The 8,497-nt window shown below is 72.9% G+C and carries 7 protein-coding genes and 1 tRNA gene; 4 read left to right on the plus strand and 4 right to left on the minus strand.

Translation table 11 applies throughout. From position 1 onward, the window contains the following. Nucleotides 1-1,537 (minus strand): FAD/NAD(P)-binding domain-containing protein (locus tag D8M29_RS06025; protein ID WP_148111532.1); only part of this gene is annotated, 1,537 nt, incomplete at its 3' end. Nucleotides 1,538-1,828: 291 nt separating this feature from the next. Here D8M29_RS06025 and D8M29_RS06030 point away from each other — a divergent pair. Both D8M29_RS06030 and D8M29_RS06035 read left to right on the plus strand, forming a co-directional pair. Continuing rightward, nucleotides 1,829-2,689: a PRC and DUF2382 domain-containing protein gene (locus D8M29_RS06030; RefSeq protein WP_127435298.1), complete on the plus strand. Its 861-nt coding sequence runs from the start codon at nucleotides 1,829-1,831 to the stop codon at nucleotides 2,687-2,689. A 196-nt stretch (nucleotides 2,690-2,885) separates the two neighbouring features. Beyond that, nucleotides 2,886-2,977 (plus strand) — tRNA-Ser (locus D8M29_RS06035). Nucleotides 2,978-3,054: 77 nt separating this feature from the next. On the opposite strand, the gene D8M29_RS06040 is transcribed toward D8M29_RS06035, so the two are convergent. Then, nucleotides 3,055-3,906, minus strand: a complete 852-nt coding sequence (locus D8M29_RS06040) for a hypothetical protein (RefSeq protein ID WP_127435297.1) — start codon at nucleotides 3,904-3,906, stop codon at nucleotides 3,055-3,057. A gap of 195 nt (nucleotides 3,907-4,101) precedes the next feature. Between D8M29_RS06040 and D8M29_RS06045 the strand changes: the two genes are divergently transcribed. After that, the gene (locus D8M29_RS06045) at nucleotides 4,102-5,466 is read left to right on the plus strand and encodes a hypothetical protein (RefSeq protein ID WP_127435296.1); all 1,365 of its coding nucleotides are present in this window, start codon (nucleotides 4,102-4,104) and stop codon (nucleotides 5,464-5,466) included. A 45-nt stretch (nucleotides 5,467-5,511) separates the two neighbouring features. Here the strand turns inward: D8M29_RS06045 and D8M29_RS06050 are convergent, their stop codons facing one another. Continuing rightward, nucleotides 5,512-6,663, minus strand: a complete 1,152-nt coding sequence (locus D8M29_RS06050) for an MFS transporter (RefSeq protein WP_255420491.1) — start codon at nucleotides 6,661-6,663, stop codon at nucleotides 5,512-5,514. A gap of 141 nt (nucleotides 6,664-6,804) precedes the next feature. On the opposite strand from D8M29_RS06050, the gene D8M29_RS06055 reads away from it, so the two are divergent. Next, nucleotides 6,805-8,280 (plus strand): phosphomannomutase/phosphoglucomutase, encoded by a 1,476-nt coding sequence (locus D8M29_RS06055; protein ID WP_127435519.1) that lies wholly within the window; start codon nucleotides 6,805-6,807, stop codon nucleotides 8,278-8,280. 10 nt (nucleotides 8,281-8,290) lie between these two features. Here D8M29_RS06055 and D8M29_RS06060 read toward each other — a convergent pair. After that, the coding region (locus D8M29_RS06060; RefSeq protein ID WP_148111533.1) for a hypothetical protein at nucleotides 8,291-8,497 on the minus strand (207 nt) is incomplete at its 5' end.

Raw genomic sequence — 8,497 nt, forward strand, 5'->3', positions numbered from 1 at the left:
TGACCACGGGCGCGGGGCCGGCCCAGGTGAGCAGGCCGGCCCGGTGCACCGCGAGCATCTGCTCCACGCGCCACAGGGGCGGGCCGGAGGCGAGGCCCTCGACCAGCGGCTCGAACCAGCCCTGGACGTCCCGGATGCGGGAGGCCTCGGTGATCCGGCCCTCGGCGACCCACGCCTTGATCCGCAGTCGGCCGGCATGAAGCGCGCCGACGGCCATCATGAACGGGGACTCCTCCCCGAGGGCGGCCTCGACGCAGGTCTGCTCCATGAGCTCCGCGACGGCCCGCTGATAGTCCTCATGGGAGGCGAACACGGCGTCCTCGAACGGGGACCCATAGGCCAGGATGTCGAGGAAGCGCCGGCCGGGGGCGTACCGCTGGAGGAGCTCCTCGGCGTGCGCGGAGGTCACGGGGGCGCCGCGGCCGGCCTCCTCGAGCTGGCCGACGAGCTCCCCGAGGAATCGGCGCGCCTCGACGGGGCCGCCGAGGATCTCGGGCTGGGCCCGGACGAGCGTGGCGTAGTAGTGCCGGACCACGTCGCGGTGCAGCAGCGGCCAGAGGTGCTCGGCGAGGTCCAGGGCCCCGTGCCGGGCGGCGAGGGCGTCCACGGCGGCGTCGGAGAGGTAGCTGAGGGTGACGCCGCGGGGCACGAAGGCGTCCACCTCAGCCTTGGGCAGGTACGGGATGCCGCGGCGGGACATCAGGTGCAGGCGCGGCTCGTCCCCCGACGGCTCGTACCGCAGGGCCCGGCCGGGTCCGTCGCCGGTGCGGCGGTACACCCCGCCCCGGCCCTGGGTGAGCTGGGCCAGCAGGTCGAACGCGTTCAGGCCCATGCCCCGCACGAGGACGTCCGCCCCGGCCTCCACGGTCTCCCAGTCCACGTCCGAGGGGATCTGCGGGCCCTGGTAGTGCAGCTCGTCCCTGCCCCGCGCGGCGGCGGCCATCCGGTTCTGGCCGGGGCTGAGCTCCGCAGGCTGATGGCCCAGACAGAGCACGACGGCGTCCGCGTCGAGCGCGGAGACCGCACCGTCGGCGTCCCGCAGCTCCAGGCGGGCGCCGCCGTCGGGCCGGGGGTGCAGGGCGGTGGCCTCGGCGCGGTGCTCGACGACCTCGACGACCTCGGGACGGGTGCGCAGCCCCGCCACGACGTCCTTGTACAGGTGCCGGAGGTAGCGCCCGTAGACCGCCCGCGCCGGGTACTGGTGGCGGCGCACGCCGAGGCTGGCCTCCGGGTGCACGCGACGCCACTGGTCGAAGGTCTGGGCGGCGGTGGAGGGGCGCAGACCGGGGTTGTCGGCGGCGCACGCGGTCGGGAAGAACGCAGGGGTGTTCATGAGGTACAGCTCGGACTGGTCCGTGCGCCACACCCGCCCTGGCCCGGGCGGATAGGGGTCCACGACGTCGATGCGCAGCCGCCGGGGGTGTGCGTCCGGGGCCGCGCCCTCGAGTCGGGCGAGGATCCGCTCCAGCAGCATGACGCCGCGGGGGCCGGCTCCCACCACTGCGAGGCGGCGATCGGCCACCAGGGGCTCGGACATGGGGCCTCCACTCTCCTCGGGATCGTTTTCACGCCTGCAGCGCGCGTATTCCACACAGTATCGGTGGCCGTCAAGAGTCGCGGACCGCATGCGCCACACTCCCACCGATCCCCCAGGATCCACAGCAGGCCCGGACGAAGAATCCGCGGAATCATGCGGATCACGTCGAGATTCTGGGAGAAGTCTGGGAATTGGGAATCTGGGGGGCCGATGGTTGACGCCACTCGGGCCCATGGGGAATTGTGAATGAGCGTAAGGCAACAAAACACCAATTCAGAAGGAGAATTCCTCATGGACCGCAACGCTCTCGACCAGCTGCAGAACTCTACCGTCTTCGCCACCGACGGCGACAAGATCGGCTCCGTCGGTCAGGTCTACCTCGACGACGTCACCAACGAGCCCACCTTCATCACGGTGAAGACCGGCCTGTTCGGCGCCCGCGAGACCTTCGTCCCGCTGCAGCAGGCCCAGATCACCGCCGACGGCATCACGGTGCCTTTCGAGAAGTCCTTCGTGAAGGACGCCCCGAACGTGGACGCCGACGGCTCGCTGACCCCCGAGGAGGAGCAGCGCATCTACGAGTACTACTCCCTGGAGTACTCCGTCGTGGAGTACCCCGCCGTGGATCACGACGGCGACGAGCGTCGTGACGACGTGCGCACCGATGCCGGCACCGCCGGCGTGGCCGGCACTGCGGGTGTGGCTGGCGTGGCCGACCGTCGCGACGAGGCCGTCGTGGACGGCGACCGCCGCGACGTGACCGACGCCGACTCCGTCGTCGTCAAGGACGAGCACCTGAACGTCGGCACCGAGCGCCGCGCCACCGGCCGCGTCCGTCTGCGCAAGCAGGCCTACACCACCACCGAGACCGTCGAGGTGCCCGTCACCCGCGAGGAGGTCGTGGTGGAGCGCGAGTCCGTCGATCCGAACTCCGCCGAGGCCCGCACCGCCGGCCGCGACGGCGACGTCGAGGTGACCACCTACGAGGAGACCCCGGTCGTCAACAAGACCGTGGAGGCCGAGAAGGTCTCCCTGGGCAAGCGCCAGGTGCAGGACACCGAGACCGTGAGCGAGGAGGTCCGCCACGAGGACGTCAAGATCGACGGCGACGCCACCGATCGCGACCTCGACGGCCGCAAGGATCGCATCTGATCTGACCAGACGCGCCGGCCTCAGGCCGGACGGCTGACAGATCACGCGGGGCCCCGGATCCATGGATCCGGGGCCCCGCTCGTGCGCGATGGTGATCCGTCCGTGAGCACGCCGCTCCTTTGCCCTGCCCTGGCCTGGCGCGCTAAACTGAACCGGTCTGACCGCGCGTCGCCCCGTGCGAGGCGCGCCGGATGGAGGAGACGTGCCAGAGCGGCCGAATGGACTTCACTGCTAATGAAGGGCTCGACGAAAGTTGGGCCGGGGGTTCAAATCCCCCCGTCTCCGCCAGAGAGGGCCGGAATCCACGCGATTCCGGCCCTCTTCGCGTCTGTACGCGGGGACCTGACATACCGACCGGCTGGTGACTAGCCCTCCCCGCGACGCTCGCGCATGCGGCGCAGCAGCTCGTACGCCTCCGGCACGGAGAGCTCCGAGTGGCTGGACAGCTGGACGGCGGCGGACTCGAGGTTGCCGTCCCGCACCATGGCGGCGAGCTGGTCGCGCAGCCACGGCGGCAGGTCCCGCGAGGAGAGCCGGACGGACTCCGTCCCCCGCATCACCTCGACCTCGAAGGGGAGCTCCTCCTCAGCGGGGGCGGCGGTCCACTCGGCCGGGACGGTCAGGGTCGTCAACTCGTCGGCGGACGGCGCCGTCGGACGCGGCGCGGCCGAGGCGTGGTCGCTGTCCTGCCGGGCGTCGTCCTCGGCCACGGCGTCAGAGGTCTCGCGATCGGGCGTCTGGGCGTCCGGCTCCCCCCGCCCGCTCGAATCCTGTCCGGGCCGCTTCGGCCCGGGGGTGTCGGCCGGGGCCGCGTCGTCCCGGTGGGGCTCCCCATGGCCGCCGGGAACGGGCCCCGCGGCTCCGGCGGACGTGGCGTCCGGTTCCTGCACCGGCTCGGAGTAGACCTGCGGATGCACGGCGAGGGACTGCACGTCCATGACGGCGTCCTTCAGGCCGCGTCCCGTGTGGGCGCGGTAGTCGCGCACGGCCTCCATCACGCGGCTCTGGGCGATGTGCCCGTACACGCGCCGATGGGCGTCCTCGTCCAGCAGCCCCGCTGCCAGACGCGCCCGCTCCGGTCCGATGTCCAGCCCGCGACCGGACGGCGTGCGCTGGTCCGCCGCCTGACGCGCTCGACCGGCCGACATCCACCGGGCGGCGGCGAACGCGAGGGCGCCGATGACGACCACCGCGAGGACAGGGACGAGATATTCCATGCCTCCAGTCTAGGTGTGGCCCGCGAGGGCCATGCCGGCGGCCGCGGCGCCACATCACAACCTGGTCACAGTTCTGCCGGGGCCCCAGAGCCACCGAGGGCCTCGCCTACGGTGGAACGTGGAGTTCTCCGTGTCTGGTCACGGCGGCCAGGGAGGAGACACTCCGCCCGCCACTCGACCGAGCCAGGAGACCGCATGTCCTTTCCCCGCCCGTCCGCCCGCACCGTCGACACCCCCTCGCCCCGGCGACGCCGCTGGTGGGGGACGTCGGTGGCCCTGGCCCTCGTGCTGGCCGGCTGTGCCGCCCCGCAGGGGGACGAGGGGACGGCGGCCGGGTCCTCGGGCTCCACGGACGCTGCCGTCTCGTCGCCCGCATCTGCGGACGGCTCGGAGGCCTCGTCGTCGCAGGGACGGTCCTCGGATGCGGCCTCCTCGCAGGCTGCGGCGTCGTCCGGTGAGGGCTCGCCGTCGGCCGCCGCGGACCCCGCGGACCCCGCGCTCCCCCTGGCCGCCCGCTCCCACGAGGGCGTGCCGATGCGGGCCTTCACGGCGGAGGAGCGCCCGCCGCAGTTCGTCCTCTTCTCCTTCGACGGCGGCCGTCAGGATGTGCGCTGGAAGACCTTCCTGGACGCGGCGGCGGACTCCGACGCGAAGTTCACGGTGTTCCAGTCCGCGATCAACCTCATCGAGACCGCCAACCGGGAGAACTACACGGCGCCCGGCAACGAGCCCGGCTACGTGGGCACGGAGTTCGGCGGCGACGAGGCCGAGGTGGCGCAGCGCATCGAGAACATCAACACGGCCCACGCCGCCGGCCACGAGATCGGCACCCACTACGCGGGCCACCTGTGCGCGCCCACGAGGTACGGCGCAGACCAGTGGTCCACGGCCGAATGGAAGCAGGAGTACGGCTCGTTCACGGACATCCTCTCCGACCCCGGCGCCTACAACCCGGGCAGCTCCCTGCCGGCGCTGGAGGTCACCCCCGACGACGTCAAGGGCGGACGCCTGCCCTGCCTCGACGGGGAGTGGGACCAGCTCGTCCCGATGTGGAAGGACAACGGACTCGAGTACGACACGTCGCGTGCCGCGGCCGCCTCCGGCGTCGCCTGGCCCTACCAGGAGGACGGGATCTGGGAGTTCGAGATGCCGATGACCTGGTCCCCCGTGCTCGCCGAGAAGGACGCGGCCAGCCCGTTCGTGATGGCGATGGACTACAACTTCTGGATCTCCGGCAACGGCGGCAAGGACATCCCGGAGGACGTCGCCCGACTCACCGACTTCCAGTACCGCACCTACCGCTACATGTACGACTCGGCGTTCGCGGGCAACCGCGCCCCGCTGGTGTTCGGCAACCACTTCAACGACTGGGGTCTCAACGCGTTCAACCCGGCTGTGGAGAAGGTCATGCGCGAGGTGTGCGTCGAGGAGGACACCTACTGCGTGACCTACCAGCAGATGATCGCGTGGCTCGAGCTGCAGGACCCGGAGGTCCTCGCCGCCTGGCGCGACCAGGCCCGGTCCGCCACCGGCACGGATGCCGAGAACCTCGGCTGGTGACCCGCCGGGCGGCCCGCTCACACCCGCCCCCATGACGGCCCCGGCTCAGCGCGCCGGGGCCGTCCCGCGTCCGCGCAGCACGACGACGGCGCTCGCCAGGGCGGTCAGCACCAGGGCCAGGACCATCAGCACCGTCCCCGGCCACCCGTGGGACTCGTGGAACACGCCGCCCAGCCAGCCGAAGAGACTCGAGCCGGCGTAGTACGCGAAGTTGTACAGGGAGGTCGACTGGGCGCGGCCCGTGGGGGCGGCCGTCCCGGACCACGCGGAGGCGACGGCGTGGGCGGCGAAGAACGCGCCCGTCACGAGCACGAGGGCGGGCACCAGCACCGCCGGATGCGGCACCGACGTGAGGGCGACGCCCGCCGCCATGGCCGCCGTCGCGCCGGCCAGGACGGGCAGCCGTCCCACCCGCGCGGCCAGCCGACCCGCGCGCGGCGACGACCACGTGCCCGCGAGATAGGCGAGGAAGACGAGGCCGGCCGCCGTCGGCGTCCAGGAGAACGGCGGGTCGAGCAGGCGGTACCCCACGAAGTTGTACAGCGCCACGAACCCGCCCATCAGCAGCGCCCCCTGCAGGTAGACGGCGACGAGCTCCGGCGAGCGCAGGTGACCGCGCACGATGCGCACGAGCGTCGCCGGGGAGGTGGGCGACGGCGTGAAACGCCGGGCGCGCGGCGTGATCGCCAGGAAGCCGACCGTGCACAGCACCCCGACCACGGTGACGGTCAGCATCCCGCCGCGCCACGAGGACGCCTCCGCGACGGGCAGGGCGAGGAGCCGGCCGGAGAGCCCGCCGAGGGTGGTGCCGGCGATGTAGGTGCCGGCGGCAGCCGCGACCGCGTGCGGGACCACCTCCTCCGCCAGCAGCGCCACGGCGAGTCCCGCGACGCCCCCATGCGCCATGCCCTCGAGCAGGCGCAGGCCCAGCATGGCCTCGAACGTGGGTGCGAGGACGCCCGTGAGCGCGCACGCACTGGCGGAGACCATCGAGACCACCATGGCGCGTCGGCGGCCCCACCGGTCCCCGGCCACGGACCACGGCACCACCGACACGGCGAGGCCGAGTGTGCTGGCGGAGACGAGCAGGGCGGCACGGTCCGCGGGGACGCCCAGGTCGTCGCTGACGAGCGGCAGCAGGCCCTGCGGGGAGTAGAGCTGGGCGAACGTGGCCACCCCCGCCAGGAACAGCCCGATCAGCAGCCTGCGGTACGCGGGCTCCCCGGGAGCGGCCGGCGCGGGTCCCGACGGCGGGACGGCCGGGGGCCCCGCGCTCGGGGGCGGAGTGGTCGGGGGCACGCCCTCACTGTATCCAGGCTGTCCACTACGATCGGTCGGGTGACTACCTCGACCCCCTCCCTCGACCTGCACGACTCCTTCAAGGCGTACGACGTCCGCGGCATCGTGGGCGAATCCATCACGGCGGAGAGCGTCCGCGCGGTGGGCGCGGCCTTCGTGGACGTGCTGGGCCTGGCCGGTCAGACCGTGCTGGTCGGCGGGGACATGCGCCCCTCCTCGCCCGCGTTCATGACGGCCTTCGCCGAGGGTGCCACGCGCCGCGGCGCCGACGTCGTCACCCTGGGGCTGATCTCCACGGACATGCTCTACTACGCGGCGGGCGTGAAGCAGGCCGCGGGCGTGGTGTTCACCGCCTCGCACAACCCGGCCGAGTACAACGGCATGAAGATGGCCCAGGCCGGCGCCGTGCCGGTCTCCTCGGACACCGGGCTGTTCGAGATCCGCGACGCGGCCCAGGCCTACCTCGACGCCGGTGAGATCCCCGCGGCCGAGACCACCGGCACCGTGACGGAGGAGGACATCCTCCCCGGCTACGCCGCATACCTGCGCTCGCTCGTGGACCTGACGGGGGTGCGCCGCCTGAAGGTCGTGGTGGACGCGGGCAACGGCATGGCGGGCAAGACCACCCCGGCCGTCCTCGGCGACGCCGAGCTGGCCGCCCTGCCGCTGGAGATCGAGCCGCTCTACTTCGAGCTGGACGGCACCTTCCCGAACCACCCGGCCAATCCTCTGGAGCCGGAGAACCTGCGGGACCTGCAGGCCGCCGTCGTGGAGCACGGTGCGGACATCGGCCTGGCCTTCGACGGCGACGCCGACCGCTGCTTCGTGATCGACGAGCAGGGCGCTCCGGTCTCCCCCTCCGCGGTCACCGCCCTGGTGGCCCGCCGCGAGATCGCCCGCGCGAAGGCCGACGGCGAGCAGACCCCCGTGGTCATCCACAACCTGATCACCTCCCGCGCCGTCCCCGAGCTCGTGGCGGCCGACGGGGGCCGGGCCGTGGAGACCCGCGTGGGCCACTCCTTCATCAAGGCGGTCATGGCCGCCGAGTCCGCCGTGTTCGGGGGCGAGCACTCCGCGCACTACTACTTCCGCGACTTCTTCAACGCGGACACCGGCATGCTCGCGGCCATGCACGTGCTGGCGGCCCTGGGCGGCCAGGAGCAGCCGCTGTCCGAGCTGGCCGAGGAGTACGAGCCGTACGTGGCCTCCGGCGAGATCAACTCGCAGGTCGAGGACAAGGACGCCGCCGTGGCCGCGGTGGTGGCGCAGTTCGCCCCCGCCGTGGGCGAGGGCGTCGGCGAGGGCCAGGCCGTGCACGAGGACTTCGCCGGGGTGGCCACCACGGTGACCCGCATGGACGGCACCACGGTCGCCGCCCAGGACGGCACGTGGTGGTTCAACCTCCGCCCGTCCAACACGGAGCCGTTCCTGCGCTACAACGGCGAGGCCCGCACGGCCGCCACCATGGAGGCACTCCGCGACGCCGTGCTGGCGATCGTCCGCGCGGAGCGCTGACCGCGGCGGCTCATCCGGCCTGGGCGAGGACGAGCGGCAGCACCCCCTGCGCGCCGGCCTCGCGCAGCACCCGCCCAGCCTCGGCGAGCGACCCCCGCGAGTCGACGAGGTCGTCGACCAGCCGCACCGGGCCGTGGCCGCCCGCGTCCCGGGCGGCGCGCAACCACCTCGCCCGCCCCCCGCGGACGTCGAACGCGCCGCCCCGCGGCCGCGCCGC

It is taken from the genome of Micrococcus sp. HSID17227, from assembly GCF_003989405.1.
GTDB classification, from domain to species: domain Bacteria; phylum Actinomycetota; class Actinomycetes; order Actinomycetales; family Micrococcaceae; genus Micrococcus; species Micrococcus luteus.